At 72.6% G+C, this 26,885-nt stretch carries 23 protein-coding genes, 1 pseudogene and 1 riboswitch; of the genes and pseudogenes, 12 read left to right on the top strand and 12 right to left on the bottom strand.

Features of this window, described 5'->3' with window-relative positions:
• Positions 1–1,203: 1,203 nt before the first annotated feature.
• From A3IC_RS0117655 to glpK, 3 genes are all read left to right on the top strand, one after another.
• Positions 1,204–2,868, top strand: a complete 1,665-nt coding sequence (locus tag A3IC_RS0117655; protein WP_086018454.1) for a glycerol-3-phosphate dehydrogenase/oxidase — start codon at positions 1,204–1,206, stop codon at positions 2,866–2,868.
• Positions 2,865–3,722 carry an MIP/aquaporin family protein gene (locus A3IC_RS0117650; RefSeq protein ID WP_020551375.1) on the top strand — a complete coding sequence of 286 codons (858 nt, stop codon included), beginning with the start codon at positions 2,865–2,867 and terminating at the stop codon, positions 3,720–3,722. Before A3IC_RS0117655 ends, A3IC_RS0117650 begins: the two co-directional genes overlap by 4 nt.
• A gap of 61 nt (positions 3,723–3,783) precedes the next feature.
• The gene (glpK, locus tag A3IC_RS0117645) at positions 3,784–5,298 is read left to right on the top strand and encodes a glycerol kinase GlpK (RefSeq protein WP_020551374.1); all 1,515 of its coding nucleotides are present in this window, start codon (positions 3,784–3,786) and stop codon (positions 5,296–5,298) included.
• 45 nt (positions 5,299–5,343) lie between these two features.
• On the opposite strand, the gene A3IC_RS0117640 is transcribed toward glpK, so the two are convergent.
• From A3IC_RS0117640 to A3IC_RS68720, 3 genes are all read right to left on the bottom strand, one after another.
• The gene (locus tag A3IC_RS0117640; RefSeq protein WP_020551373.1) at positions 5,344–6,711 is read right to left on the bottom strand and encodes an NtaA/DmoA family FMN-dependent monooxygenase; all 1,368 of its coding nucleotides are present in this window, start codon (positions 6,709–6,711) and stop codon (positions 5,344–5,346) included.
• Between the two features lie 61 nt (positions 6,712–6,772).
• Positions 6,773–7,996, bottom strand: a complete 1,224-nt coding sequence (locus A3IC_RS0117635; protein ID WP_020551372.1) for an LLM class flavin-dependent oxidoreductase — start codon at positions 7,994–7,996, stop codon at positions 6,773–6,775.
• A gap of 416 nt (positions 7,997–8,412) precedes the next feature.
• Entirely contained in the window at positions 8,413–8,583 is a 171-nt protein-coding gene (locus A3IC_RS68720) for a hypothetical protein (RefSeq protein ID WP_158695986.1), read from the bottom strand.
• A gap of 37 nt (positions 8,584–8,620) precedes the next feature.
• Positions 8,621–8,731: riboswitch (SAM riboswitch) on the bottom strand.
• Between the two features lie 231 nt (positions 8,732–8,962).
• On the opposite strand from A3IC_RS68720, the gene A3IC_RS73045 reads away from it, so the two are divergent.
• Both A3IC_RS73045 and A3IC_RS0117625 read left to right on the top strand, forming a co-directional pair.
• Positions 8,963–9,058, top strand: coding sequence for a putative leader peptide (locus A3IC_RS73045; protein ID WP_321184152.1), 96 nt, complete (start codon positions 8,963–8,965; stop codon positions 9,056–9,058).
• A 243-nt stretch (positions 9,059–9,301) separates the two neighbouring features.
• Positions 9,302–10,018 carry a GNAT family N-acetyltransferase gene (locus A3IC_RS0117625; protein WP_020551370.1) on the top strand — a complete coding sequence of 239 codons (717 nt, stop codon included), beginning with the start codon at positions 9,302–9,304 and terminating at the stop codon, positions 10,016–10,018.
• A gap of 52 nt (positions 10,019–10,070) precedes the next feature.
• Here the strand turns inward: A3IC_RS0117625 and A3IC_RS0117620 are convergent, their stop codons facing one another.
• The 7 genes from A3IC_RS0117620 to A3IC_RS0117590 form a co-directional block, all read right to left on the bottom strand.
• A complete protein-coding gene (locus A3IC_RS0117620; RefSeq protein ID WP_020551369.1) occupies positions 10,071–10,310 on the bottom strand; it encodes a hypothetical protein in 240 nt (79 codons plus the stop codon).
• Entirely contained in the window at positions 10,307–10,714 is a 408-nt protein-coding gene (locus A3IC_RS55005) for a hypothetical protein (protein ID WP_020551368.1), read from the bottom strand. The genes A3IC_RS0117620 and A3IC_RS55005 overlap by 4 nt, the downstream gene beginning before the upstream one ends.
• Before the next feature lie 648 nt (positions 10,715–11,362).
• A complete protein-coding gene (locus A3IC_RS0117610; protein ID WP_020551367.1) occupies positions 11,363–12,883 on the bottom strand; it encodes a sensor histidine kinase in 1,521 nt (506 codons plus the stop codon).
• On the bottom strand, positions 12,880–13,644 hold the full coding sequence (locus tag A3IC_RS0117605; protein WP_020551366.1) for a response regulator transcription factor: 765 nt from the start codon (positions 13,642–13,644) through the stop codon (positions 12,880–12,882). Before A3IC_RS0117605 ends, A3IC_RS0117610 begins: the two co-directional genes overlap by 4 nt.
• 166 nt (positions 13,645–13,810) lie before the next feature.
• Positions 13,811–14,323 (bottom strand): peptide-methionine (S)-S-oxide reductase MsrA, encoded by a 513-nt coding sequence (msrA, locus tag A3IC_RS0117600; protein WP_020551365.1) that lies wholly within the window; start codon positions 14,321–14,323, stop codon positions 13,811–13,813.
• Positions 14,324–14,513: 190 nt separating this feature from the next.
• Positions 14,514–16,187: an alpha/beta fold hydrolase gene (locus tag A3IC_RS0117595; RefSeq protein ID WP_020551364.1), complete on the bottom strand. Its 1,674-nt coding sequence runs from the start codon at positions 16,185–16,187 to the stop codon at positions 14,514–14,516.
• A 326-nt stretch (positions 16,188–16,513) separates the two neighbouring features.
• Positions 16,514–16,912 carry a YqhG/Tai3 family protein gene (locus A3IC_RS0117590; RefSeq protein ID WP_020551363.1) on the bottom strand — a complete coding sequence of 133 codons (399 nt, stop codon included), beginning with the start codon at positions 16,910–16,912 and terminating at the stop codon, positions 16,514–16,516.
• Between the two features lie 607 nt (positions 16,913–17,519).
• Between A3IC_RS0117590 and A3IC_RS0117575 the strand changes: the two genes are divergently transcribed.
• The 4 genes and pseudogenes from A3IC_RS0117575 to A3IC_RS67480 form a co-directional block, all read left to right on the top strand.
• The gene (locus A3IC_RS0117575; protein ID WP_158695985.1) at positions 17,520–18,533 is read left to right on the top strand and encodes a hypothetical protein; all 1,014 of its coding nucleotides are present in this window, start codon (positions 17,520–17,522) and stop codon (positions 18,531–18,533) included.
• Positions 18,526–19,197: a class F sortase gene (locus A3IC_RS55000; protein WP_020551360.1), complete on the top strand. Its 672-nt coding sequence runs from the start codon at positions 18,526–18,528 to the stop codon at positions 19,195–19,197. The genes A3IC_RS0117575 and A3IC_RS55000 overlap by 8 nt, the downstream gene beginning before the upstream one ends.
• Before the next feature lie 259 nt (positions 19,198–19,456).
• The gene (locus tag A3IC_RS0117565; RefSeq protein ID WP_020551359.1) at positions 19,457–21,511 is read left to right on the top strand and encodes a hypothetical protein; all 2,055 of its coding nucleotides are present in this window, start codon (positions 19,457–19,459) and stop codon (positions 21,509–21,511) included.
• A 133-nt stretch (positions 21,512–21,644) separates the two neighbouring features.
• Positions 21,645–21,752 (top strand): annotated as a pseudogene (locus tag A3IC_RS67480) (oxidoreductase); the annotation flags it as partial.
• Between the two features lie 18 nt (positions 21,753–21,770).
• Here A3IC_RS67480 and A3IC_RS0117555 read toward each other — a convergent pair.
• A complete protein-coding gene (locus A3IC_RS0117555; RefSeq protein WP_020551357.1) occupies positions 21,771–23,768 on the bottom strand; it encodes a hypothetical protein in 1,998 nt (665 codons plus the stop codon).
• 96 nt (positions 23,769–23,864) lie between these two features.
• On the opposite strand from A3IC_RS0117555, the gene A3IC_RS0117550 reads away from it, so the two are divergent.
• Genes A3IC_RS0117550 through A3IC_RS0117540 form a run of 3 tightly spaced genes read left to right on the top strand, consistent with a single transcriptional unit; the run spans position 23,865 to position 25,081 of the window.
• Positions 23,865–24,089 carry a hypothetical protein gene (locus A3IC_RS0117550; RefSeq protein ID WP_020551356.1) on the top strand — a complete coding sequence of 75 codons (225 nt, stop codon included), beginning with the start codon at positions 23,865–23,867 and terminating at the stop codon, positions 24,087–24,089.
• Positions 24,090–24,123: 34 nt separating this feature from the next.
• Positions 24,124–24,636 (top strand): Clp protease N-terminal domain-containing protein, encoded by a 513-nt coding sequence (locus A3IC_RS0117545; RefSeq protein ID WP_063744844.1) that lies wholly within the window; start codon positions 24,124–24,126, stop codon positions 24,634–24,636.
• Positions 24,637–24,643: 7 nt separating this feature from the next.
• On the top strand, positions 24,644–25,081 hold the full coding sequence (locus A3IC_RS0117540; RefSeq protein WP_020551354.1) for a hypothetical protein: 438 nt from the start codon (positions 24,644–24,646) through the stop codon (positions 25,079–25,081).
• A gap of 283 nt (positions 25,082–25,364) precedes the next feature.
• On the opposite strand, the gene A3IC_RS0117535 is transcribed toward A3IC_RS0117540, so the two are convergent.
• Positions 25,365–26,816, bottom strand: coding sequence for an aminopeptidase P family protein (locus A3IC_RS0117535; RefSeq protein ID WP_020551353.1), 1,452 nt, complete (start codon positions 26,814–26,816; stop codon positions 25,365–25,367).
• Between the last annotated feature and the right edge of the window lie 69 nt (positions 26,817–26,885).

The following is a 26,885-nucleotide window of genomic DNA, read 5'->3' as shown; positions in this document are numbered from 1 at the left end:
CGTTGGGCGGATAGACGGCGTCCACCCCGACGGCAATGGGCTTCCCGCTCTTGTACTTGTCGGGGAGCAGATGCAACAGCGGAGCGGGGCATCGGAGCCCGAACCCACCGGCGGCTGGGCGCCGTTCGCACCCGACGCAGCCCCCGCCGGCACTTTCCCCGACGAACTCACGCTCACCGAGGGCTTGATCGCCGCCACCCCGGTGTTCCCGCCATCCTCGCGAGTGAGCAGGTATGTGCTCCCACCCGCCGCGGCGGCCACCACCGAGCCGCCGATCAACAGCCGGCGGCGCGGTATCCCGGAACCCTTCGCGGGCGGCGCGAACGGCGAAGCCGGCGACGGCACGGAAGCCGCCGACCGCGCGGGAACCGGCGGCCGCACCGGCCTGGGCGGCGGCGGCACGGGCCCGACCGGCGACGCCGTCGCGGTGACCGCGGCCTCCGCCGGCCGAGCCGACGCGCCGAGCAGCCCCAGCAGCCGGCCGGGCGTCGGCCGCTCCGCCGGATCCTTGTGCAGACAGGCCGCGACCAGTGGCCGCAGCCCCATCGGCACGGCGTCCAGCCGAGGCTCCTCGAGGCCGACCGCGTGGATCGCCGCCGGCGACTCGGCCGGCCCCGCGGCCGGCAGCCGCGCGCTCGACTCGGGCAGCGGCCCGTGCGCGGTCACGGCCTGGGTCAGCGAGGGGCCGGTGATGTACGCGGTGGCCGGCCACGGCGTCTCGGCATCGGCGTCCGCGTCGACGAACGCGGCCGTCCGGAAGCCGCCGATCCGCCGCATCGCCGCGATCTCGCCCGCGAAGCGCCGCCGGAAGTGCGGGTCCGCGGCCAGTTCGGCATGCACGGTCTTGACCGCCACCAGCCGCCCGCCGGGCGATCGGGCCGGGAACACCTGCCCCATGCCGCCCGCCCCCAGCCGGCCCAGCACCGCGAATGAACCGATCCACTGCGGATCCTCTGCCCCGACTCCCGCCCGTCGATCCGTCGCACGCATCACCGTACGGGATCACCGATCGACCACTCGATCGCCCCGATCGGTGATCCCTCGACCTCTCGCATTACTCCGCCCGGCCCACAATGGACGTGGCTCGACGTGCAGGTGGGGAGCGCAGGCCATCGAATGTAGGGGCCAGTGTTCCCTGCCGAGGAGTCCGACGTGAAGCCCGTCGCCCTGTCGCCGAAGGCCCGCGAAGATGCCCTGACCGCCATGGGATCCGGCCAAGAGCTGGACATCCTGGTCGTCGGCGGAGGTGTCGTCGGTGCCGGGTGTGCGCTGGACGCCGTCACCAGGGGCCTGAGCGTGGGCCTGGTCGAGGGCCGGGACTGGGCCAGCGGCACCTCCAGTCGCTCCAGCAAGCTCATCCACGGCGGGCTGCGCTACCTGGAGATGTTGGACTTCCGGCTCGTCCAGGAGGCGCTGCGCGAGCGTGGTCTGCTGGTCCAGCGACTGGCCCCGCACCTGGTGCGCCCGGTGAAGTTCCTGTACCCGCTGACCCATCGCGGATGGGAGCGGCTGTACGTCGGCGCCGGGGTGCTCCTGTACGACACGATGGGCATGACCTCCGGCTATTCCCGGGGTCTGCCGCATCACCGGCATCTGACCAGGCACAGCGCGCTGCGCGAGGTGCCCGCGCTCAAATCGGACGCGCTGATCGGCGCGGTGCAGTACTGGGACGCGCAGGTCGACGACGCCCGGCACACCATGACCATCACCCGCACGGCGGCCGCGTACGGCGCGCACGTGGCCAACCGGACCAGGGTCACCGGCTTCCTCCGACAAGGCGAACGGGTCACCGGCGCGACGGTCGTGGACGTCGAGTCGGGCCGCGTGTTCGAGGTGCACGCCAAACAGGTGATCAACGCGACCGGCGTGTGGACCGACGACACCCAGGCGATGGCCGACACCCGGGGCCAGTTCCATGTGCGCGCTTCCAAGGGCGTACACGTGCTCGTGCCTCGGGATCGGGTGAACTCGCGGTCCGGGTTGATCCTGCGCACCGAGGCCAGTGTGCTGTTCGTGATCCCGTGGGGCCGGCACTGGCTGATCGGGACCACCGACACCCCGTGGGACCTGGACAAGCAGCACCCCGCGGCCAGTTCGCGCGACATCGACTATCTGCTGGAGCACGTCAACCGGGTGCTGGCCACGCCGCTGTCCCGGGACGACGTGGAGGGCGTGTACGCGGGCCTGCGACCGCTGCTGGCGGGCGACGCGGCCGAAACCAGCAAGCTGTCCCGGGAGCACCTGGTCGGCCATCCCGTTCCGGGCCTGGTGGTGATCGCCGGCGGCAAGTACACCACGTATCGGGTGATGGCCAAGGACGCCGTGGACGAGGCGGTGCGCACGCTCGACGGCCCGCGTCCGGGCCCGTCGGTGACCCACGACGTGCCGCTGCTGGGCGCCGACGGATACCAGGCGCTGCGCAATCGCCGACACAGCCTGGCCCGGACGTCCGGGCTGCATGTGGTGCGCATCGAGCATCTGCTCGCCCGGTACGGCTCGATGATCGGCGAGGTGCTCGAACTCATCGAGCGTGATCCGGAGTTGGCCATGCCCTTGCCCGGCGCGGACGACTACCTGCGGGCCGAGGTGGTGTATGCGGTCACCCACGAGGGCGCGCACCACCTGGACGACGTGCTCACCCGGCGCACCCGGGCCTCGATCGAGTCGTGGGATCGCGGGGTGGAGGCGGCCGAGATCGCGGCGCGGCTGATGGCCGAGCCGCTGGGCTGGGACGAGCAGCAGATCCGCGACGAGATCACGCACTACGGAAAACGGGTCGAGGCCGAACGAGACGCCCAGCGACAACCGGACGACCTGACCGCCGACGCGGCCCGTCTCGGCGCCCCCGACATCGTTCCGGCGCCATGAGCGCGGGCGCGGCGCCGGAGACCGGGGCACGCCGGGCGGACCCGGCCCCCGCACGGAGCGAACGGTGGCAGATCGGCGGCGAGATGGTCGCCGAGTTCGTCGGCACGATGGTGCTCATCCTGTTCGGCACCGGGGTGGTGGCGCAGGTCGTCGCGGGCAAGCTGGGCGATCACGACAGCATCGCGTGGGCCTGGGGCCTGGGGGTTACGTTCGGGGTGTACATCGCCGCGCGCACCTCGGGCGCGCATCTGAATCCGGCGGTGACGGTGGCGCTCGCGACCTTCCGCGGCTTCCCCTGGCACAAGGTGGCGCCGTACGCGCTCGCGCAGATCGCGGGAGCCTTCGTCGCGGCACTGCTGGTGCGCTGGAACTACACGGAGATCCTGGCTCAGGCCGATCCCGGGCACACGATCAAGACGCAGGTGGTCTTCTCCACGCTGCCGGGCAACGGCACATTCCCGGTCAGCGAGTGGGGGGCGTTGCGCGACCAGATCATCGGCACCGCGATCCTGCTACTGGTGATCATGGCGTTGACGGACGTGCTCAACACGGCGCCCAAGGCCAACCTCGGCGCGTTGCTGACCGGCCTGTTGGTGGTCGCGATCGGGATGGCGTTCGGTGCCGACGCCGGCTACGCGATCAACCCGGCCCGCGACTTCGGGCCGCGGCTGGCCAGCTTTTTGACCGGCTACGACGGGGCGTGGCGCGATCAGTACGGGAATCTGTACTTCTGGGTGCCGATCGTCGGGCCGTTCATCGGCGGCGTGATCGGGGCAGCCCTGTACCGGTGGCTGATCGCGCCGTTCCTGCCCACGGCGGAGCAGCCGGCGGGCAGAGTGCTCGAAGCCGACTGACCGCCGTACGGCACATCCGACTCGGCGCCACGTCCGGGCGTCGCCACAGTAAGGGTTCGAGATGGCGGATTTCGTCGCGGCAATCGATCAGGGCACCAGCAGTACCCGGTTCATGGTCTTCGATCACAGCGGCAGCGTGGTCGGGCGCCAGCAGTTGGAGCATGGGCAGATCATGCCGCGGGCGGGGTGGGTGGAGCACAGCCCGGTGGAGATCTGGGAGCGCACCCGTTCGGTGATCGCCAGTGGCCTCAACCACTACAACCTCACACCCGCCGACTTCGCCGCGCTGGGCATCACCAATCAGCGCGAGACGACGGTGGTGTGGAATCGGCACAACGGAAGGCCGTACTACAACGCGATCGTCTGGCAGGACACCCGCACCGACAGGATCGCCCGCGCGTTGGATCAGGACCATCGGGGCGAGGTGATCCGGGCCAAGGCGGGTCTGCCGCCGTCGACGTACTTCGCGGCGGGCAAGGTGCAGTGGATCCTGGAGAACGTCGACGGGGCGCGCCGGGACGCCGAGCGCGGCGACGCGATCTTCGGCACCATCGACACCTGGTTGTTGTGGAACCTGACCGGCGGGTCCCGCGGGGGTGTGCACGTCACCGACGTCACCAACGCCTCGCGCACGATGTTGATGGATCTGCGCACGCTGGACTGGGACGACGAGCTGTTGTCGTTCTTCGACATTCCGCGCGCCATGTTGCCCACCATCCGCCCGTCGAGCTATCCGGACGGCTACGGCAAGTCGCCCGACACGAGTCCGCTGGTGGGGATTCCGCTGACCGGCACGCTGGGCGATCAGCACGCGGCCACGGTGGGCCAGGTGTGCTTCGCCGAGGGCGAGGCGAAGAACACCTACGGCACCGGCAACTTCATGCTCCTCAACACCGGCAACCGGATCGTGCGCTCCCAGCACGGCCTGCTCACCACGGTGGCCTACCACTTCGCGGGGCAGGACCCGGTGTACGCGCTGGAGGGGTCGATCGCGGTGACCGGGTCGGCGGTGCAGTGGCTGCGCGACCAGTTGCACATCATCAAGAAGGCCGCGGACAGCGAGACCTTGGCCCGGCAGGTCGAGGACACCGCCGGGGTGTACTTCGTCCCGGCCTTCTCCGGCTTGTTCGCGCCGTATTGGCGCAGTGACGCGCGCGGCGCGATCGTCGGGCTCGCCCGGTACCACGACGTGGGCCACGTCGCCCGGGCCACGCTGGAGGCGATCTGTTACCAGAGCCGAGACGTGGTGGATGCGATGGCCAAGGACTCCGGTGTGGAGCTGAGCGTGTTGAAGGTGGACGGCGGTGTCACCGACAACAGCCTGTGCATGCAGATCCAGGCCGACGTGTTGGGGGTGCCGGTGATCCGGCCGACGGTCCCGGAGACCACCGCGCTGGGCGCGGCGTACGCCGCCGGTCTCGCGGTCGGTTTCTGGCGGGACACCGACGAGTTGCGGGCCAACTGGAATCAGGACGCCCGCTGGGAACCGGAGTGGGACCGCGAGCGCCGAGAGAGCGGCTACGCCGACTGGAAGCGGGCGGTGCAGCGCACGTTGGACTGGGTACCGAACGGGTGACCCGGTCGTGCCGGGGACGGAGTCGCTCCGTCCCCGGCACCGGCATCACGCCACGCGTGCGTCGGCGCCCACCTCCTCGACCGGCGCGATGCCCAGGTTCTCGCGCAGTGTGCCGCCGGTGTATTCGGCCCGCAGCGAGCCGCGTTCCTGGAGCAGCGGGACGACCTTGTCGACGAACTCGTCGAGGCCGGTGGGGGTCAGGTGGGAGCCCACGATGAAGCCGTCCGAGCCGTCCTGCTGGACGAACGTGTCGATCCGTTCGGCCACGTGGGCGGGGGTGCCGACGAACTCGGTGCGGCCGAACACGTGGATGGCCAAATCGCGCAGCGAGTACTTGGCGGCCTCCGCCAGCGCCCGCCACTCGGCGACCCTGCGGTGCGCGTCCTCGGCGATCCGGGCCCGGCCCTGCGCCAGCGGCGGGCCGTCGGGGTCCGGATCCACGTCGGGCAGCGGGCCGTCCGGGTCGTAGCCGGACAGGTCGCGGTTCCAGACCGTCTCCAGCAGGATCTGCGCGGTGCGTCCGCCGATCTGGCGCCGGGTGATGTCGCGGTGTCGCTCGGCGGCGTCGGCTTCGCTGTCGCCGAGGACGAAGGACGCGTGCGGCAGCAGTTTGACCGAGCCGGAGGGCCTGCCCAGGCGGTCGGCCCGGGCCTGGATGTCGCGGTAGAACGCCTGCGCCTCGTCGAGGCGGTGGTAGGGCGAGAAGATCGCGTCGGCTCCGCCGGCGGCGAAGTCGCGGCCCTGCGGCGAGACGCCGGCCTGGAGGATCACCGGCCGGCCCTGCGGGCTGCGCGGCGTGGCGAATCGGCCGGAGATGTCGAACTGCTCGCCGGTGAAAGCGAATCGACCGGCCTTGGCATCGCGTAGGAAGACGCCCGTGTCCCGGTCGGCGGCCACCGCGTCCACCGCCCAGGAGTCCCACAGTTCGCGGGCGGCGGCCAGGAACTCGCCGGCCCGGGTGTAGCGGTCCTTGCGGTCCAGGAAGCCGCCGCGGCGGAAGTTCGCGCCGGTGAACGCGTCGAAGGAGGTGACCACGTTCCAGCCGGCCCGGCCGCCGGACAGGTGGTCGAGGGTGCTCAACTGGCGGGCCAGTTCGTAGGGTTCGTTGAAGGTTGCGTTGACCGTGCCGATCAGGCCCAGGTGTTCGGTGACGGCGGCCAGGGCGCTGAGCACGGGCAGCGTGTCGGGGCGTCCGACCACGTCCTGGTCGAAGATCAGGCCCAGGCGTTCGCGCAGGGCCAGGCCCTCGGCGAGGAAGAAGAAGTCGAATCGGCCGCGTTCGGCGGTCTGCGCGACGTGTTTGAAGGTGGAGAAGTCGATCTGGCTGCCGGCCTGGGGATCGGACCACACGGTGTGGTGGTTCACGCCTCCCACGTAGGCGCCGAGGATGATCTGCTTGCGCGACGTGCTCATCGGGACGGTTCCCTTCGGATGGTTGCCGAGACGGCGGTGAGGCGGGTGGAGGCGGTGCGGGTCACGAGGCTGCCGCCGTGGGCGTGGCGTAGCGGCTGTCGGGGCGCGGCAGGCCGAGTCGGGCGCGCAGCGAGCCGGCTTCGTAGCCGGTGCGGAAGGCGCCGCGGCGTTGCAGTTCGGGCACCAGGTCGCGGGTGACGGCGTGCAGGTCGTGCGGCAACGCGGCCGGGCGCAGGCGGAATCCGGTCAGCCCGGCACGTTGCCAGTCCTGGAGGGTGTCGGCGAGGTCTGCGGCCGTGCCGGTGAACACGAGTGCGTCACCGGCGTATTCGGCGCCGTCGAGTGCGTCCAGACGGGCCTTGCGGTCACGGGCCGCGGCGGTGCTCTCGTCGAGGAGGACGACCAGGTCGGCGAAGACGTGCACGGTCTCCGACTCCCGCCCGGCGGCGCGTTGTTCGGCGCGGATCTCGGTGACGATGGCACGTGCGTCGTCGTGGTCGCGCGGTGTCACGTACACGACGTCGGCGGCGCGGGCGCCGAGCCGGTACGGCAGCGTGGCGTGTGCCAGTACGGTCACCAGCGGCTGGCCCTGCGGCGGGCGTGGCACGATCGAGGGCCCACGGACCCGGAACCTGGGTCCGACGAAGTCGATGTAGTGCAGCTTGCCGCGGTCGATGAACCGGTCGGTGGCCGCGTCGCGGATCTCCGCGTCGTCCTCCCAGCTGTCCCACAACCGGCGCACCACCTCGACGAAGTCCTGTGCCTCGGCGAAGCTTTCCGCGACCGCGGCCGCCACGTCGGGCCGGTCGAGGTCCTCGACGGTGAACGGCACGTGCTCGCGGCGGCCGAAGTGCGCGTTCTCGGCCGGCCGGGACACCTGGGCGCGCCACCCGGCACGGCCGAGGCTGACGAAGTCGAGCGTGGCGATCGCCTTGGAGACGTGGAACGGCTCGGTGTGTGTGACGGTGGCGGTCGGGATCAGTCCGATGTGTTCGGTCAGCGGCGCGACGCGCGAGGCGATCAGCACCGCGTCCAGTCGACCACGGACCTGGTCGGTGCGGGTGTCGGTGCCCTCGAATCGGGTGGATTGCAGCGCGAGTGCGTCCTCGATGGTGACGAAGTCGAGCAGGCCCGCTTCCGCCTCGGCGACCAGGTCGGTCCAGTAGCGGGCGGTGAACAGCTCGGTCGGGCGGGCGTCGGGTTCGCGCCAGGCGGCCGGATGCCAGCCGGCGCCGTCCAGCGCGACGGCCAGGTGCAACGGGTCGGGGGTGTTCGGGGTGGTCATGGGTGGGTCTCGCTTTCGGTGGGGCGCGGGTTCGAGGTCGCGGGTTCGGGGTCGCGGGTTCGGGGTTCGACGAGTGAGGCGCGTGTGGTCGGTGGGGCAGGCTCGGTCGCGGGCAAGACGGGCGGGCGTCACGGCACGGCGGACGTCGTTCGTCGTCGGATGCGAGCCGGCGTCCGCCGGCCCGGGCCGGTCGGGTGTCGATTGGGGTGGGCGAGCGACGGACGGGTGCCGGTTCCCGGGTGCTGCGTGGGGCGGTGAACTCGGCGGAGCCCGGGACCGGTTCGACCGGAGCGACGAAATCGCCGCGGGAGCGCGCACCGGGCGCGGCTCGCCGGTGGACCGGCATGACGACGCGACCGCGGGCGCGCGGTGCCGTGCTTCGGCCGCGGTTCGCCCGGGTGGTGGGTGCTAGTGGGTCAGCGACACAGGGAGCCGGCGGAGCGACGCAGGTCGATGAACAGCCGCCGGGTCAGTCGGGTCCGGGGCGAACTCGGGTTCCGTCCGGAGGTGTTCGTCCGGTGGGCGGCCCGGGTCGGCACGGCGGGTGCGGCGGCGCGGTGCCACACCGCGTTCACACACCTGCTCATGACATCGTCCCCTTGCCCCCTGGGCCCGTCGAGGCGGGCCCCGCGTTGCCACGCGAAAGACGCGCGGCCGTGTCCTCACCCGGGGCACCCCGTCGCGGAGGAGGGTTGCCGACCAACAAGCCGGGGCTGAACGTTGGCACTCGTGACACGTACTGCTGCGACGACCGATCCCGGCCGACGTCGCGACGCTAACGCAGCCCGCGGGCTCTTGTCCATCGACCCGCGGGGCGGCAACAGCCGGTCGGGACAGGCGCTTTACCGCCGCCGTGACCGGCGCCCCGAAGGGGCGGATCCGACCGGCCGGCGGATGGGTGGTGTGGATGCGTCGAGCCGTGGACACCCTTTGACGGGGCGCGATCCAGCTCGTAACCTGCCGATCATGCAGGCTCGGATCCGGTTGGCGACCCGCAGGCACATCGACCTGCTACGGGTGAGCAGTGCCGCGTGTCTATCCGCGCTGCCCGGCTCGTCCTGAGCCGTCCGGCCGATGCCGGGTGACCGCGCCGTCGATCGCGCCGTCCGGAACCGGTCGAGGAGACCGGCCCGATCGGTTCGCTCGGCCGGCCGCGTGCGCGGCGACCTTTTTCGGCAGGGCGGGAAGCGCGGTGTGACGCCGCCGAGTTCGGCGCGTCGGCACTCGTCCGGCCGCCCTCCTTCAGCCGACAGCAGAGCGGAGTGGATCGACGATGTCCCCATCCCGAGTGACGGCCGGCACGGCATGAACGACGTGCGCGTGCTGGACAACGTAGCCTATTCGTCCCTGACCGGCCCACACGCGGGGCTGGCCGAACACAGGGGCCGGGTCGTGCGCTACCTCCCCGATGTGGCGCCGTTCGCCGCCCTACCGGACGATCCCGGCCCAACGGACTGGGCGGACCTGGCCGCGCTGGCGGGTCCGGGCGCGGTCCTGCCGCTCGCCGACGGCGACGCGTTGCGCCCGCCCGCGCCGTGGGAGGTGGTGATGCGCATCGGCGGGGTGCAGATGCTGGGCGATGCGGTCGCCGGGCGGCCGGACGACTCGCTGGTTCGGCTCGCCGCCGCCGATGTGCCCGAGATGCTCGACCTGGTCGCGCGTACCCGACCGGGCCCGTTCCTGCCCCGGACCATCGAACTGGGCACCTACCTCGGGGTTCGCCGCGACGGTGCGCTGATAGCGATGGCCGGGGAACGACTGCATCCGCCCGGCTGGACCGAGATCAGCGCGGTGTGCACCGATCCGGCGTGGCGCGGGCACGGTTTGGCGAGTCGTCTGGTCCTGGCGTTGGTGGCCGGCATCACCGCCCGCGGCGAGACGCCGTTCCTGCACGCGGCGGCCGAGAACGTGACCGCGATCCGGCTGTACGAGTCGCTGGGCTTTCGACTGCGACGCACGCCGTGGTTCGTGGCGGTGCGGGTCCCGGCCGGTGAGCCCGTCGAATCGGCGGTCGCCGGGTAGGCGAGGCGGTGCCGGCGAGCCGCCCACCGCGGGCGCGGCTCGCCGGTCCGGGTCAGCCCGGCGGCGTCTCGGGCGCCTCCGCGTCCTGGTCCGCTCGGTCCGCTGCCTTCTCCGCCTCGTCGACGATCGACGCCGGATCCGACGGCAGGCCGCCGGGAGCCGCCCGGGTGCCCGCCGGAGCCGGGCCACCGCCGTTGTCGTCGTGCGATCCGTCGCATGCGGTCAGCGCGGGGCCGAAGGCGAGGGCCGCGACCAGGACGGCGGCGGCCCGGCGGCGGCGTGTACCGGTCACTTGCCTGCGGCGGGCTGCTGCGTGTCGCACCAGGTCTTCACGTTCGCCAGGTCGGTCCGACGCTTCTGGAGTTCGGGCAGCAGACGCTGCCGGGTGGTCAACTTGTCGTTCAGGTAGGTCTTCACCGCCGGGCGGTTCAGCTTGTCCGCGGTGGCGATCCGCTCCTGGAGGTGGGCGATGGACCCCTTCACGGCGGCGCCGCCGTTCAGCCGGTCGATCGCCTTGCCCAGTCGGGTGTCGATGGCGGGAACGCGCTTGCAGATGGCCGGCTTGTGCTTGTCGGCGCCGGGCATGGCGCCGGCCTGCGCGGCGGGTGCCGCGGCCAGGGCCGCGATCGTCGTCAGGGCCGCGAGGGCGCCGAGCGTCGCGAATCGTTTGGGTGCGGTCGTGCTACGGCGAGACATGGTGGTTCTCCCGAGTTTCACGGTTCACCGCCCCACTGCGGGGTGGCGTGCCGCGACGGTAGGACCCTGTCATGTGGGCTTCCTGTGGGCTGTCTGTGGGCTTCTTGTGACCCCGACCCCAGCGGCTGGTGCAGGCACCCGATCCGGTACCGGAGACGGGGACCGGCGGGGCCGGCGAGGGTCGGTTGGGCCCGGGCGGGGCCGGGGGTCGAGGCGGGACCGGGGGTCGAGGCGGGGCCGGGACAGAGCCGGCGAAGAGGGTCGCGCCGGGACGGAGCCGGCGGAGGGTCGGCGGGACGTGGGGCGAAGACCGAGGCGGGGCGGCGCCCGAGGCGGGACCCGCACAATGCCGCGTCGGGGCCCGCCGCAGCGTCGGCCGCTCGGCCGGCCCAGGCCCGGTCGCCCCTGCGGGCGGTTTCCGCCCCCGGGCACGCCGACTCGGCCGCCCCCACGTCCGGTCACCCCTGCGGGGCGGATCCCGCCGGCTCGCCGGTCAGCCGGTCGTACGGGATTCCCCTGGCCCGCACGCCGACTCGGCCGCCCCACGCCCGATCAACCCCGTAAGGCGGAATCCGCCGATTCACGGGTCATCCAGTCGCAACCGGATCCCCCAGGCCCGCCCGCCTACCCGGCCGCTCCCACGTCCGGTCAACCCGGTGGGGCGGATTCCGTCGGTTCGCGGGTCAGCCAGTCGTGTCGGATTTCCCCGGGGCCGTCCGTCGGCTCGGCCGGGTGCCGCATCGGCAGCAGTACCTCGACGCGGGTGCCGGGTCCGGGCGGCGCGGTGCCGATGGCGACCTGTCCCCGGTGCAGCGCCACCTGCTGGGCGACCAGGGTCAGGCCCAGGCCCGCCCCCGGGCTGTCCGGGCCGCGGCGGAAGCGCTCGAACACCTGCTCACGCCGCTCGACGGGTATCCCCGGGCCGTCGTCGTCCACCCGGATCCGGGCCCCGCCGGCGGCGTCGGCGTCGACACCGATGCGGATCGAGGCCCCACGGTCCGGCCCGCGTCCGTGCACGAGGGCGTTGCCGATCAGGTTGTCCAGGAGCAACCGCAGCCCCGGCCGCAGGCCGTCCACCCGGATCTCCTGCGGTGCGCACACCGCCACGTCCGCGCCCGGATGCCGCATCCGCGCGTCACGGGCCGCCTCGTGCGCCAGCTCGCCCAAGTCGACCCGCTCGAAGCCCTGCCCGTCGGCCAGGTCCCCCTGGGCGAGCGCGCGCAGCGACGCGAGCAGGGAAAGGATGCGCTCCTGCCCGGCCATGAGGTCGCCGAGGACCTCGGCGCGCTCCGCCGGCGCGAGGTCGGGATACGCCGCGAGCACGTCCAGGTCGGTGCGGATGCCGGTGAGCGGCCCGCGCAGTTCGTGGTCCACCGTCGCGGCGAACGCGCGTGCCGTCTCCAGTGCTTCGCGGGTGCGGGCGGTCTGCGCGTCGTAGCGACCGAGCACCGCCGCGAGCGTGCGACCGAGATCGTCCACCTCGGCCACAGCGGACGGCAGGTGTACGTCCGGGCGCGCGTCGTCGTCCGGCTCGATCGCGGCCGCGCGCCGACGCAGCGCGCGCAACGAGCGGGTCGCGCCGGCGCCGACGGCGAGGCCGGCCAGCGCCGAGATCGGTACGGCGAACGCGGCGACGACGAGCACGCGCCGACGCAGCAGCGCGGTCCGCTCGTCGGTCTCGGTGGTCGGCTGGAACACCCGCAGGGTGCCCGCGCCGCCGCGGGCGGCGCCGAGCGGGCGGGTGACCACGCGCCATGCCTTGCCGTCGGCGCGGACCGTGACCGGACCGCGGTGCCGGGGGTCCGGCAGCGGCACGTCCGGCGGCGGTTGCGGTCCCGCGGACACCGGTCCGCCGGGCAGTTCGACCCGCACGCCAAGATCGAGCGCGCCGTCGAACAGCTTGTTCTCCCGGGCGCGGACCGCGTTCGTCCGATCGTTCTCCACGGCGCGCAGCAGCGCCCGCCCGTCGGGTGCGAGGTGGTCGGCGCGCTGCCGCAGGGCCACGTCCTGACGGTGGGTCACGTCGGCGGTGACCCAGCGCACGACCATGGTTCCGGCGGCGATCACCAGGAGCGGGACGAGCACACCCACGGCCAGCGCGATCCGGGTGGACAGCCGCATGGTCGGTCGGCGGCGCGCGGTGGCCGACCACTCCTCGGAGAGGGTCATCCACGGCCGTCCGGCACCCGCAGGACGAAGCCGACCCCGCGCACGGTGTGCAGGAGACGCGGTCGGCCGCCGGCCTCCAGCTTGCGGCGCAGGTAGCTGACGAAGGTGTCGACCACGTCGGTGCGGACCTCGAAGTCGTAGCCCCAGACCCGAGCCAGCAGTTGATCGCGGGTCAGCACCTGGCCGGCGTTGCGCACGAACACGTCCAGCAGGGCGAACTCGCGCCTGGTCAGGTTCACCGGCTCGCCGTCGTTGGTGGCCAGGTGCGCGGCGGCGTCCAGGACGAGCGGGCCCGCCCGGAGCACGGCGTCGCCCGGCGCGGTCGGCGGTCGGCGGCGCAGCAGGGCTCGCAGGCGGAGTTCGAGTTCGCGCAGGTCGAACGGTTTGACGAGGTAGTCGTCAGCGCCCGATTCCAGGCCGGTGATCCGGTCGGCCGTCTCGTCCCGGGCGGACAACATCAGGACCGGCGTCTCGATACCTCGGGCGCGCAGCGTGGCGCAGACCTCGATGCCGGAGCAGCCGGGCATGGCCACGTCCAGGACGATCACGTGCGGCGCGCGGGGTGTGGGGTGCTCGGCGGTGCCGATCACGGCGAGGGCCGCGGCGCCGTCGGAGGCGAGCAGCACCCGATAGCCGGCCAGGCGCAGGCCGCGTTCGAGGGCGCGGCGAATGGCGGGGTCGTCGTCGACGACGAGAATGCGCGGCGGCTCGCCCGCGTCCCGGCCCCGCCCCTCGTCGTCGATTCCTGGAGTCGTGGTCATCGTGTGCCGTCCCGCGTTCGCCGGCCCCCCGGAGGTGGGGAGACTCTACGTCGATCCGCGGTGGGGGACGCGGCCGGACGGCCCGCAGTTCCACCCGGCCGGTCCGGACCCGGCGGCGCCCCGCACCGGATCCGCGGGATCCGGTGCGGGGCGCGGCGGGTTGCGGTCAGGCGCCGGCGCGGCGCGGCAGCTTCCAGCCGGGGCGTGGGAAGTGGCAGGTGTAGCCGTGCGGGTAGCGCTCCAGGTAGTCCTGGTGCTCGGGCTCGGCCTGCCAGAAGTCGCCCAGCGGCTCCAACTCGGTCACCACGTCGCCCGGCCACAGGCCGCTGGCCCGCACGTCGGCGATGGTCTCGACGGCCGTCGCGCGCTGCTGCTCGTCGGCGTAGTAGATCGCCGAGCGGTAGCTCCGGCCCATGTCGTTGCCTTGGCGGTCCCGCGTGGTCGGGTCGTGGATCTGGAAGAAGAACTCCAGGACGTCGCGGTAGGTCGTGACCGACGGATCGAAGAGGATCTCGATCGCCTCGGCATGGTCGCCGTGGTTGCGGTACGTCGCGTTCGGCACGTCACCACCCGAGTAGCCGACCCTGGTGGCCGTGACACCCGGTTGCTTGCGGATCAGGTCCTGCATCCCCCAGAAACATCCGCCGGCCAGAACCGCCTTCTCCACCTGTGCACTCATGTCACAACTCCTGACTGGTTCGCCTGCTCACCCGGCAAGAGAACAAGCGGCGCGGCACGGGTGTTCCCGCCGACCGCGAAGCCGGGGTTCGCGTCCCGCCGCCCTGTCGATGCCCGCACCCGCCGACCCGGCGCGGGTCCGAGGTGCGCGGCCCGGCGCGCCACCCGCGCCCCGGCGGTCGGCGGGCCGGTCAGCCGATCCGGTCGAACCCTTCGTCGGCGCCGGGGCCGGGGACGCGCGCCGAGCGGGCCACGGCCGGCGCGGTGGTCGGATCCGCCTCGTCGGCGCAGACCGTGCCTCGCGGCGGCAGGTTCAGGTCGGTCAGGTAGGCCGTCGCCGCCGCCTTGGCACAGGCACTGCGACCGAACGCGGTGTGCCCCTCGGCGCGAAAGGTGAGCAGCCGACCGTTGTCCAATCGTTCGGCCAGCGCGACCGCGTCCCGATACGGGGTGTCCGGATCACCGGTGGTGCCCAGGACCAGGATGGGCGCCGAACCATACGCCCGGTACGAGCCCTGGTGCCGGCTGACCCGCTCGCCGGTCCACTGCACGCAGGCCGGGGCGTGGTTGTGGTCGTAGGTGGGCGGGCCGAATCCGACGGCCGGACCGAGCAGCGGCGCGTCGCGCACATTGGCGCGCACGTTGCGCTCCAGCCGGGCCATGTCCTTCGGGTAGACGCGGTCGACGCACTCGACGGCGATGTTCGCGGTGAGGAAGTCGAAGCTCGCCGGTGACGGCGGCCGGAGCAGGAACGCGGTGCCGTCGCGCAGTTCCGCCTGGCGCAGCGCCGCCCCGAACGCGGGCCACACCGCCTTGCCCTCGTTGATGTTGAACATCAGGCGATAGGCCAGGGTGTAGCCGTTGGCGAGGGCTCCGGAGGGGGTGGGGACCGGATGGGCGTCGAGTGCGTCGATCAGGCGGTCGAACGCGCCACGCGCGTCGCCGCCGCCGAATCCACAGCCGGTCGGATCGGTGCCGCACCAGTCGAGGAAGCGGCCCATCGCGCCGTCCAGGGCAAGGTACTGCGGCCGGTCGTATTCGTAGGGGCGGCTTGCGTAGTGCACCGGGTCGTAGGCGCCGTCGAGCACCATGGCACGGACTCGTCCCGGATAGCGGTCGGCGTAGACGGTGCCGACGAAGCTGCCGAACGAGCGTCCGTAGAAGGAGAGCCGGCGCTCCCCCAATGCCTGGCGCAGCAGGTCCAGGTCGCGGGCGACGTAGTCGGTGCCCATGAAGGGCAGCACGTCGCCGGCCTTGGCCGCGCAGGCGGCGTCGAAGTCGCGCGCGGTGGACACCGCCCGTTGGTACCCGTCGGGGCCCGGGTGTCCCGGCGACTGTGCGATCTCCGCGGTGTAGCGGGCGTCGTCCCAGCACTCGTACGGCGCACTGCGCGCGATCCCGCGTGCGTCGAAGCCGAACACGTCGAATCGGTCTCGCAGTTCGGCGGGCAGCGCGGCGTGGTTGCCGCGGACGAAGTCGACGCCGGAGTTGCCCGGTCCGCCCGGCTGCATGACCAGCGTGCCCAGTCGTCGGGTCGGATCCGCGGCCTTGTGGCGGATCACCGCCAGGGTGAGCGTGCGGCCGTGCGGGTCGCGGTAGTCCAGCGGTACCGAGGCGTTCGCACAGTCGAAGGTCGCGTCCTGAGCGCAGGGGGCCCAGGCCAGGGTGGGCGTCGGCGGCGTGTCCGAGGCGGCGGCGGAGGCATCGGCCGAGCCGGCCCCGATGATCGACAGGCCCGCCACGGCGACCGCGGCGGCCCGCAGACGCAGCGTGCGCCGGCGGGCCGGGAAGACGGGTCGGGGGCGGCGGGCGGATTCGTGAGTCGGGTCGTGGGTGGCGCCTGAGGCGCGGCGGGCGGGCGTCATGGTCACCGATTCCGTTCCGAGGATGGGCGATCGGGCTCGCCCGCAATATCCCAGACCGACGCCCCTCACTTGGGCGAAACACACGGGCCGCCGGCCTCGATGCCTGGATCCGGTCCGGCGGAACCTATTGGATCGGGCCGCGCCGCCCGGCACCGTGCCTCGGCGTGCCGGCAAAGGGTTCCCACCCGGGTGTTTCTCCGGTACGACCGGACGAGCGCGGCGAGCGGCGGCCGGGCGGACGCGGCGCGGCGAGCCCGCCGGGCGAGCCCAGCCAAGCGAGCGCGGCGAGCCCGGCGCGGACCCCGCCGGACGAAGCCCGGCGCCCGTCAGCCGATGCCCGGGTCGACGCCCGAGTTTATCTGCACATGGTGTGTGTCCAGGCCGCAGACGACCCACTTCCCGTTCTCCCGCCGCAGGTCGACGGCATACGGGGACGCGGTGTGGTCCTGGCCCGTGACGTCCACGTTCACCACGGCCGAGTCGCCGTCCTGGGTGGAACTGTCCATCGAGAAGGTGAACCCACCACCCTCGCCCGCCAGCGCCCGCTCGGCGTTCCCGCCGTGCGTGCCGCCGCAGTCGCCGTAGAACGGTGCGGGCGAGGTACCGCCGGCGACGGCTCGCAGGTAATTCCGCGTGACGTCGTGTATCGGCCCGTCGAACATGTCCGGTGTCAACGAGCACGCGGCGACCACCATGGCCGCCAGGATCGGCGCGACCTTGGACACCTTCCGTGTTCGCGTTCTTCGTTTGCCGGCGCCACCCATCATGGTCCCCCCACTCGGTTGTCGAGACCAATGGAGAGTAGCGCGAACACGCTTGCGAACACTGGGGCTTGTCCCTCTGCTGTCGCCGTCGACGATCCGGTTCAAGCCACCCGGACGGACGAGTCGATCCGTGGCTGTTTCCATGGGTGTGCTCTTCCGGCAACGGCCGCCACCGTGCCCGTCCGGGCCGAGGGGACCTGGAATGCACGCTCCGAGTCGCGATGCCGCGTGCGCTTCGACGCGACGCCGTCGACGCCGGCCACGAGCGGCGCGTTCACCCCCGCCCGCCCGGGCGGATCCTCGTCCACCCGAGTGCGCCGCACCGCCGGATCGCGATCGACCGACCCGGACTCGCCGGCAGTAGGCAACTCACGGACCAGGAAGGGCAGTTCGACGGCTAAGGGCGGCTTCCGCCGACACCGGGCCGCCGAGCGCCGATCGCCCATAAGTGTTGTATAAAGCCGCCTAGGGTGATTTTCGCATCATAAGAGGCAACTTTCCGCTTTGCCGTCGCGTTCCCCATCGGACCGCCGATCACGCGCCGGCTGCTAAGGAGAGATCGTCCCTGATGCGTACCACTCGTGTCTTTTGCAGCACCGTAGCCGCCGGCCTATTGGCCGTAGCCATGGGAGGCACTGCGGTCGCCTCCGAAAACCCCGGCGGGCAGTCCAAGGACATCAAGGCCGAGGCGTCAGGCGCCAAGAGCGGATCCGCCGACGAGCAGGGCGCCATGAGGACGGGCGATGGCCCGAACTGCTCTCGCTCGGGAAGCGAGTGCTCGACCAAGCCCGCGCAGAAGCCTGCCAACAAGCCCATGGACAGGCCTGGCCCAAGTGACCAGAACGGCCGCAACGACCAGAACGGTCGCAACGACCAGAACGGTCGCAATGACCAGAACGGCCGTAACGACCAGAACGGCCGCGGTGACCAGAACGGTCGCAACGACCAGAACGGCCGTAACGACCAGAACAGCCGCGGTGACCAGAACGGTCGCGATGACCAGAACGGCCGCGGTGACCAGAACGGCCGCGGTGACCAGAACGGTCGCGATGACCAGAACGGTCGCCATGACCAGAACGGCCGCAACGACCAGAACGGCCGCAACGACCAGAACAGCCACCAGGAACAGAGCAGCAGCCACAAGGAAAGCAACTCTCACGTCAGCCACAACAGCCACAACGGCCACAAGTCCAACCACCGGCCGACCGTGGTCTTCGGTGACGTCACCACCATCGTCAAGAACACCCACATCACCAACAACCACATGACCAACGACCAAATGGCCAACGTCGAGAACAACCACAAGACCGTCATGGTCGACAAGACCGACAACAAGACCACCAACATGGCCGAAGCGGAGAAGCAGGTGATGGCCAACAGTCAGCCCGCGGCCCGCCCGGCGGCAGCGGCGGCGGCCATGCCCGCCACCCAGACCAAGACCGTCCCGGTCGGCGCCGTCGCCGGCGGCGCGGGTGGCACCACCGGGGCCGACAACGACCTGCTCGGCCTGGGCGCCGCCCTCGCCGTCGCCGGTGCCGGTGTCGGCGCGTTCGTGCTGCGTCGGGGCAGCCTGCGTGGCTGACACACCTCTCGTACACCGCGCCGGCCGTCGCCTCGTCCTGGCGGCGGCCGTCGCGGTGCTCGTATGTGGCATCGTGCTCGCCGTGATCGGTTTCCAGGAGCGGCGACCACCCGCCGCGGCCACGGCCGCGCCCAAGGTCGTGTCCACGGCAACCCCCTCCCCCGGCGACGCCGCCCCACCGGTCGCGGTCGAAGGCCCGCTCCTGGCCCGCTCCGAGCCGGCCACGGTCGACATCGCGCAGATCGGCCTGCATGCCCCCATCACCGCGGTCGGCCTCGACGCCGCAGGCGCCGTCCAAGTGCCAGCCCCCGACCAGGGCCGACGGGCCGGCTGGTACAACCAGGGACCGACCCCGGGCGAACTGGGCCCCGCCGTGCTGGTCGGCCACCTCGACTCGGTGTCCGGCCCCGCCGTCTTCTACGACGTGGGCACCGTACGCGCGGGCAGCACGGTCGAGATCCGCCGCGCCGACCAGAGCACGGCGGTGTTCACCGTCGATACCGTCGAACGTTTCGCCAAGGCCGACTTCCCCACGCAACGCGTGTACGGCGACCTGAACCGGGCCGAGTTGCGGGTGATCACCTGCGGTGGCGACTACGACCCCGGGCGCGGCGGCTACCAGGACAACACGGTGTTGTTCGCCCACCTGACCGGCTCCCGCTGACTCTCGCGGCTCGGCCCGCCCTCCAGCGACCGGGCCGCGATCAGGTGACCCGTCGTCGGATGCGCACGCTCACCACGGCCGGCGGCACGTGCCCGACCCGCGCAAGGCGCCCGGTCGTCGCAAACAGGGCCGGGGCACGCCGAGTTCGGGTGGCCGGGCGGTTGGCCGGATCGGCCCGCTGCCACACTGATCCGATGGGCGGCGGCAGGCCGGCGCCCCGCGTGCCGAGGGTCGGTGCGGACGGAAGGGGCCGAGGACCGTGCTGAGCAGGGCCATCTCGACACTGTGGCGGCACGCCGATCCGGGCCTGATCACCCGACTCGTGGCACGCTGCGACCCCGGCGGGCGCGGTCGGCTGCTGGCCGAACTGTCGGATGTTCCGGGAGTGGTCGAGCACGCGTTGGCCCACGGCGATCGCAGCGACCATCTCGCCCTCGCCCGACACGATCGACTGCGGCGCGCGCTGCTGGAGCGACTGGTGGCGCTCGACGACCCCGAGGTGGATCGGCACGTCTTCGTCAATCCACGTGCCGACACCCGCATCCGGCGCCGGATCCTCAGCCGCGACCTGGACCCCGCGCTGCACGAGATGTTGTCGTCCACCCGAACGCGGATCTACGCGCTGGCCCTCGTCCACGCGCGTGACCCGCGGCTGATCCGGCACGGGCTGATCGTGCTGGGCCGGTTGCCGAACCGGCCGCATGTCGAGCGGGCCCGGCTCCGGGGCCTCGCCGGGCTGTGGCGGGCCGAGGGACCGGAGGCGGCATCCGCCGCGCTGTCCGTCGGGCGATATCGCACCCGGGTGATCGCCCCGCTCGTACACGCGGCACTCGACGCGCCCGAGGGGTTGATGCTGTTGGAAATCGCCGCCTGCGCCGGGTCGGACGGCGACGAGTTGATCGCGCTGCTGCGAGCCCGCGGGTTGCGCCGCGCCGAGGCCCGGCACGTGCTCTCGATCATGGACGCGCCGCCCGACTGGAACGCCTTGGTGCGTGCGCATCGGGAGACCCCGTTCACTCCCGCCGTGGCCGCGGCGCTGGCCGGCACCGAGGGCTGCCCGCCGGAGGCGGTGGTCGAGTTGGACTCCGCCGTCGACCACAACAACCGCCCGCTGGAGCGGGCGCTGCTGGAGCAGGTGCTGACTCCCGAGCGCTTCCTGCACGCGGCGCGCCCCGCGTGGCGCGTGCTGCGCGCCGTCGACGACTTCGCCCCGCGCTCCGCGCAGACCGCCGCCTTCGGCCCGTTGCTGACGGCACTGAGCCCGCTGCTGCCCGCCGATGTGGACGGCTGGCTGCGCCTGGCCCGCCAGGGGCCGGAATATCCCGGGACGGTCCCCGACCTGCTGCGCCACGTCGCGCGGCCGGCCGGCGTACCCGAACCGAGAAGGGACACACCGAAACCGCCCACACCGGCGCGGCCGTGCCGGCCGCCCGCCGGCGCCTCCGATCTGCTCCGCGGCGCCGCCAGCCCGTTGTCGTTGTTGCTGAGCCGGGCCGACCCGGACCTGGCGGCCGAGGTGGTCTCCGCGCTGGATGCGGCGGACCTGCTCGCGTTCGGCGCCGGCCGGCACACCCCGGCCCCGGCGGTCGCGGTCGCGCTCGCCCGCCGTTGGCCCGGCGAACTGCCGCACCGGCTCGCCCGGCGGATCACCGCGCGCCACGACGCGGTCCGGGCCCTGGAGGCGGTGGGCGACGAGCTCGCGTTCGAAGTGGTCGAGGCACTCTCGCAGGCCGACGAGGGCATCTGGTTCTTCGATCCCCGCTACGGCCGGATCCACTACCGCGTCGAGGGCTGCGCGTCCGCGACGGACGTGGCGACGTGGCCGGCCCCGGGACCGCTGCGCGCGCTGCCGCCGCGGGTGCCGCCCGCGTTGTGGACCCGCCTGGCCGAGGAGCCGGACCCCGAGCCCGCTCCCACCCGGGACCCGGCCGTCGCGATCGCGGCGTATCACCCGGACTGCCCCGAGGCCCTGATCTCCACCCTCGTCCGGCGCCAACCGGGCTTCTTCTCCTACGGGTCGATCCGATCGCCCGCGGTCGCGCGCAGCCTGGTCGCCGACCCTCCCGTGCGCGACCTGCTCATCTGGGAGGTGGGCGACCTCCTGCGCGACGGCCTGTTGACCCCGACGGAAATCCTCTCCGGGGCCCGGCCGGCCGCACACGCCCTGCTCGTGTGCCGCGACTACGCCGGAGACCTGGTGCGCGCACATCTGCGCGAGGACGTCGACGCGTGGATCGTGGCGTCGAACCTGCTGTCCGACTTCGCCGGAACACCCGGAGAACTGCTCGCCACCGCCGCGGCCGTGGCCTCCTGACCCGACCGGCGCGACGGCGCCCGACCCATACCCGGAAACGGCCGCTCAGCGCGGGTCGGCATGGATCACCGGCGTGTGGTCGGGTTGCCGGCCGCGTGGATCGCGGTGTTCGCGCGGTCGGCACGCGGCTCGGGTCGCGATCGTGCCCGCGGCGATTGCCCGAGCCGTCGCGTTCGCGATCGAGCAGCCGGCGGATGTCGAGATGACAGAGATCGTGGTCCGACCCACCGTCCGGGTCTGATCATCCGCACACCGCGCGTCATTGGGGCCCCTCGCCCCGCTCGACCGACGCCCAGGCGTCGGCGAACAGTTCGGGCAGCGTGCGGTCGAGCACGACGCGACCGTGGACCTCGCCGCTGTGGCGCAGGACCGTGACGCCGAGAAAGGCCGCCTTCCAGGTCTCCATCGGCCGGTACGGCCTGTCCGCCGGCGCCCAGGGGCCCGGCAGGAAGACGCCGCGCCCGGCCCGGGCGCGCTTGTCCGCGACGGCCAGACCCGCGTCCACGAGCGTCGCGACGGCCTTGCGGTGCCGCGTCGGCGTCCATGCGTTCCAGGTCCGCACGCCGCGATCGGTGGGCGCCTCCAGGGCGAGCAGTTGCAGGTACAGGGCGGCCGGGTCCGGGGCCAGGCCGAGGGCCTTCGCGGCGCGTTCGACCACATCCGGCACGCTCGCCGCGGGGTTCGCCTCGTACGCGCCCACCGGCAGCGCGCCGGACTCCACGCGGGCGACGATGCGGGTGAAGTGGTCGCCGCGCAACCGTCGCACGGACGTGAGCAGGGCGGCGCCGCCGTAACCGCGCGTGTCGTCGAGCCGCTGCGCGCGGGCGTCGTCGCCGAGCACGGCGGGCCGGAAGAACAGGCGGGGGTGGTGCCGGTGTCGACCGTAGTAGGACGGCGGAGCGGCTTCGACGGCCACCGTCAGGCCGTCGTCGAACGCGGGTACGGTCAGCGGCTCCGGGCCGTCGTACGGATGCGGCCCGAACCACGCACGCAGGTCGTCGATCGTGGCCCCGTGGTAGAGATGGCAGCAGGAGAGCAGCAGCCCGGGGTGGTCCAGGCGGGCGCGCACGTTCCGCACCAGCGTGGGCAGGCCCTCGCGGATCGGGTCGCCCGCGGGAAGTTCGGCGTATACGGTCGGCACGAGTGCGGCCAGGTCCTCCAGCAGGTTCTGCATCCGGCGTGGCGCCTCGCCGAAGCCCGTGGCGTCGACCAGATGGATGCCGCTGTCGGGCGGCGACTCCGGCCACGTGTCGAGGTCCTCGGCGAGCAGCGGGTCGGCCGCGGAGTGGGCCAGTGCCTCGCACAGTTCGGCCGCGGGCAGCTTCGGCTTCTGCGCGGCGATCAGTGCGCGCGAGGTCTCCGGGATCGGGGCCCGCAGGCCGTTGCGTGCGTGCCACGCGGTGGCGATCCGGGCGGCGAGGTGTCGCGGGGCGTCCGGCGCCCACAGGTCGGCGGGATCAGCCGGGAGTACGTCCGCGAGCAGGTCGAGCCACCCCTCGGCTTCGAGCCGCCCCGACTCGACGCGTGCGGTCTCCGCTTCGGCGGCCTTCAGGCCCAGCAGACGGCGTTCTTCGGCGTCCAGGAACGGCTTGCGGAACATGTCCGTCCCGGGCGTGCCCGCGAGCGCCAGTGCGGCGGCACCGCGGGACATCCCGGTGTCGGCGGCGAGTCGCACCACCGCCTCCGGATCCCACGGCATCGGCCCCCGCGCGCGGACCAGGGCGACCAGGTCGCGGATCTGCCGGGCGTTGCCCCAGCCGGCGCGCGGCAGTTCCTCGACCTCCTCGAGTGGACCCAGACCGGGCGGTTCGGCGTCCCCGGTGCGCGCTTCGAGCACGCGGATACCGCCCCGGAGGTGGCAGACCAGGATCGTGGCGCCGCGCTCGTCGCGTACCGCGCCGCGTTGTGGCTCGCGCACGGTTCCCGTGCGCATCCGCACCGTCGGGTCGACGAACACGCTGTCCGCCCACATCTCCAGCAGCGCGAGCAGCCGTTCCCGACGTTCGGGCCGGGTCGACGGCGCCGCCGCGCGCAGCGCGATCGCCCCGGTCCGACCGATGAACCCGGTCCACTGGCCCGCACCGACCCGTTCCGGGGCGTCCCGCCCGGGAAGCGGGTCCGCGGTGCCGGCCAGGTATCCGCCGATCCGCTCGATCCCGGCGAGCGCACCGGGTTCCCAATAGAGGAACCCGCCGATCAGTCCGCAAAGAGCGGGCGGCACTTCCCGGTCGTCGAGCTCACCGAACCTCGTCGTCATGCCCCCTTCGTATCGGCCCACACCGACATCCCGACACCCGCCCCCGGTCATCAACTTTTGTTGACGCGCCGATTGATCATCAACTAAAGTTGATGCGTGATCGAGGCCAAAGACGTTCCCTCACCCGAGCATCCGGAGGATGCGTTCGCGGCCGTGGTCGCACTGCGCAACCTCGCGGCCGCGCTGGAGCGATCCGCAGTGGACCACGCACTCGCCCAGGGCTGGACCTGGAACCACATCGGTCAGGCCCTGGGCATGAGTGCCCAGGCCGCCCACAAGCGACTCGCACCCAACCGACGAGCACCACAACAGGACCGGTAACCGACCGGACCGCCGACATCCCTGAGGAACCACCATGGGTATTCGAAGCGCGATACACGACATGGGTGCGATGAAGCGCCTGTTCACCGGCGCCGAGGAGGAGGCTCGCGCACTCGGCGAGGAGTCCCCCGGCCCCGAGCACCTGCTGATCGCCGCCCTCACCCTGCCCGACGACTCCGCCCGCACGGCCCTGGCCGCCGCCGGCGCCGACGTCGAGGACGTGCGCCGCGCCCTCGCCGAATCCCATGCCGCGGCGCTGCGTTCGGTCGGCATCGACGCCGACGCGCTCCCGGCGGCCTCACCCGCGCCCGCGCCGCGTGGGCCCTACCGCGCCACCGGCAGCGCGAACGAGGTGTTCCAACGCGCCGTCGCCATCGCCAAGGCCGAGCGCCCCGGGAAACTGCGCACGGCACACGTCCTGATCGCCGTCGCCGAACTCGAACACGGCACGGCCGCCCGCGTGTTGCGCGACCTGGCAATCGACCGCCAGGCCCTGATCGCGACCGCCCACGCGAGCGTCCGCGACGACAACCGCAGCGATCGGTGAGGACCCGATGCCCGTCGTACATCGCACCATCTTCCGGCCCGTCCCCCGGCCATGGGACACCCTGTCGTGGGTGCGGGTCCCCGACGGACTGGAGTTCACCCTCTACGCCGTCATCGAACACGCGGGCGGCCGCAACCCCGTCGTCCCCGCCACCCACGACGAAGAGGCCCGTTGGCGGTGGGCCCACGACACCTTCGAGACCGAACTGCGGGCCGCCGACTCCGAGGTCCGCCGGGCGCACGGAATACGCACCAGGTCCGGCTTCATGGTCGACGTTCGCCAGGTTCGGCTGCGCCGCTACGACCTGATCCCGGGCCGCGGGAAACGCTCGCGGCGGGCATGGGAGCGGTGCGCGGCCCGCATGCACGCGGCCGACGCGCTCTACCGACCGGTCCGCGAGGAGATCGAGGCTCGCCTGGCCCGCGCCGCCGCGCCCGAGTCCTGATCCGGGCCGGCCGAAGCCCGGGCCCCGCCGCGATCGCGGCTTTCCCCGTCACGCCCCCGACCCCCGCCCACAGCTCGCCGGTTGCCCTTCTCGGCCGTCGACTCCGGTGGTCGCGAACCACCTTGCCGAACGCTCCTGTCCGATCCGCGACGCACCGCGGTCGGTACCGACAACCGCGTCGCCGCGGCCCGTCCGCTTCCGAGCCGACGAGCCGCCGGCGCACACGCCGGAGGCCGCCCTCCCCGGACCTCGGGGACGGCGGCCTCCGGTGCGAACACCCGCGTCAGGCGCGCAGACGGGCCATCCAGGACTCGATCTCGTCGGCCGCACGCGGCAGGCCGGCCGACAGGTTCCGGTTGCCGTCCTCGGTGACCAGGATGTCGTCCTCGATCCGCACCCCGATGCCGCGGTACTCCTCGGGCACGGTCAGGTCGTCGGCCTGGAAGTAGAGCCCGGGCTCCACCGTCAGGCACATGCCCGGCTCCAGCACACCGTCGACGTAGGACTCGGTGCGCGCCACCGCGCAGTCGTGCACGTCCAGGCCGAGCATGTGGCCCGTGCCGTGCAGTGTCCAACGGCGCTGCAGGCCCAGTTCCAGCACCCGCTCCACCGGTCCCTCCACGATGCCCCAGGCGACCAGGTGCTCGGCGAGCACGCGCTGCGCCTCGTCGTGGAACTCGCGGTACTTGGCGCCGGGACGCACCGCGGCGATGCCCGCCTCCTGCGCGGCGAACACCGCGTCGTGGATCCGCCGCTGGAACTCGGTGAACCGGCCCGTGATCGGCAGCGTCCGGGTCACGTCCGCCGTGTAGAGCGTGTGCGTCTCCACCCCCGCATCCAGAAGCAGCAGGTCGCCGGCGCGCACCGGGCCGTCGTTGCGGACCCAGTGCAGCGTGGTCGCGTGCGGCCCGGCCGCGCAGATCGAGCCGTATCCGACGTCGTTGCCCTCGACTCGCGCACGCAGGAAGAAGGTGCCCTCGATGTAGCGCTCGGAGGTCGCCTCGGCCCGATCCAGGACCCGCACGACGTCCTCGAAGCCACGCACGGTGGAGTCCACCGCGGCCTGGAGCTGGCGGATCTCGAACTCGTCCTTGACCAGCCGCTCGTCGGCCAGGAAAACGCGCAGTTCCTCGTCCCGCTCGGCGTTCGATCGCTCGCCCAGCGCGCCCTCCAGCCCGGCGTCGTGTCCACGCACGATGCGCACGTCCGCACCGTCCCGCGCCACCTCGGTCGCGACCTCGCGCACGTCGCGACACGGCAGCCCGTACAGCGCCTCGCCCTCGCGCAGACCGGGTCGCCGGCCGACCCACAGCTCGCCCTGGCCGTCCAGCCAGAACTCGCCGTTCTCCCGGTTCGAGCGCGGCAGCAGGTACAGCACCGCGTCGTGGCCGTCGGCGACCGGTTCCAGGACGAGGACCCCGTCCTGGGTCAGGTCGCCGGTCAGGTAGGCGTACTCGCTCGACGCCCGAAAGGGGTACTCGGTGTCGTTGGATCGGGTCTTGAGGTTGCCCGCGGGAATCACCAGGCGCTCGCCCGGGAAGCGAGCCGACAGCGCGGCCCGTCGACGGGCGGTGTTCGGGGCCTGTTCGATCGGCGCGAGGTCGGCGCGCTCGGTGTCGGCCCAGCCGGCCCGCATGTTCGCGGCCAGTTCCTCCGAGACACCCCGGTACAGGCCGTTCTTGCGCTGCTTGATCGGCTGCGCCTGCTCTGCGGACTGCCCGTTCTCGGCACCCACGCCTGCCTCCTCGGCTCGACTCTCGGCTACGTCTCGATCGCGCGTGCGTCGTGTGCACCTCGATCGTGT

The organism is Embleya scabrispora DSM 41855, assembly GCF_000372745.1.
GTDB classification, from domain to species: domain Bacteria; phylum Actinomycetota; class Actinomycetes; order Streptomycetales; family Streptomycetaceae; genus Embleya; species Embleya scabrispora.
The sequence above is the reverse complement of the archived record's forward strand: the minus strand, read 5'-3'. Positions and strand labels throughout refer to the sequence as shown.